This window comes from Mycobacterium colombiense (assembly GCF_001672755.1).
GTDB classification, from domain to species: Bacteria; Actinomycetota; Actinomycetes; order Mycobacteriales; family Mycobacteriaceae; genus Mycobacterium; species Mycobacterium colombiense_C.
Genome location: NZ_LZKI01000123.1, coordinates 1 through 1,009, shown reverse-complemented (window position 1 = coordinate 1,009; position 1,009 = coordinate 1). Strand labels below are relative to the sequence as shown.

Sequence of the window (1,009 nt, the reverse complement as noted above, 5' to 3'; positions counted from 1 at the left end):
ACCCTGGTGATCGACATGTCGCAGTCCATGCGGGCGACCGACGTCGAGCCCAACCGGCTCAAGGCCGCCGAACAGGCCGCCACGCAGTTCGCCGGCCAGCTCACGCCCGGCGATCAACCTGGGGCTGGTGGAGTTCGCCGCCAACGCCACGCTGCTGGTGCCGCCGACGACCAACCGCGGCGCGGTGAAGGCGGGCATCGACAGCCTCAAGCCGATGCCCAAAACCGCTACGGGAGAAGGCATTTTCACCGCCTTGCAGGCGATCAGCGCCACGGCCGTCGCCGGCGGCGACAAACCGCCACCGGCCCGCATCGTGCTGCTCTCCGACGGCGCCGAGAACGTGCCGCTGGACCCCAACGCGCCGCAGGGGGCGTTCACCGCGGCCCGCGCCGCCAAGGCCGAGGGCGTGCAGATCTCGACGATCTCGTTCGGCACCCCGTACGGCACCGTCGACTACGAGGGCGCCACCATCCCGGTCCCGGTCGACGACCAGACCCTGCAGAAGATCTGCGAGATCACCGATGGTCAGTCGTTCCACGCCGACAGCCTGGACTCGCTGAAGAACGTGTACTCGACGCTGCAGCGCCAGATCGGCTACGAAACCGTGAAGGGCGACGCGAGCCTGGCCTGGATGCTGCTCGGCGCCTTCGTCATGGCCGGCGCCGTCTTGGCCGGTCTGCTGCTGAACCGCAGGCTGCCCGCCTGAGCGCTCAGCTGGGCAGGCGCCGGTTGATCAGCAGCGCCAGCGCCGTCGCGATCAGGGCGGTCAGCACGCCGAGGCGCAGCCAGCCGGCGCTGCCCGGCCCCGGCACGGTGCGATAGCCGATCTCGTTCTCGATGGCGTTGTAGCTCTTTTCGAGCTCACCCAGGCTGGTGGCGGTGTAGGACTGCCCGCCGGACAGCTTGGCGACCATCTTCATCTGGTCGGTCGAGACCGGGACGGCGATGCGCTGCCCGTCCATCTCGATCTCGCCGCCCTTGGTCCCGAACGAGATCGTCGAGATGGGCA

The 1,009-nt window shown here is 69.2% G+C and carries 2 pseudogenes; one reads left to right on the top strand and one right to left on the bottom strand.

What is annotated here, in order from left to right:
• Nucleotides 1-706, top strand: a pseudogene (locus tag A5708_RS17160) (VWA domain-containing protein); the annotation flags it as partial.
• 4 nt (nt 707-710) lie between these two features.
• On the opposite strand, the pseudogene A5708_RS17155 reads toward A5708_RS17160, so the two are convergent.
• Nucleotides 711-1,009: pseudogene (locus tag A5708_RS17155) on the bottom strand (hypothetical protein); the annotation flags it as partial.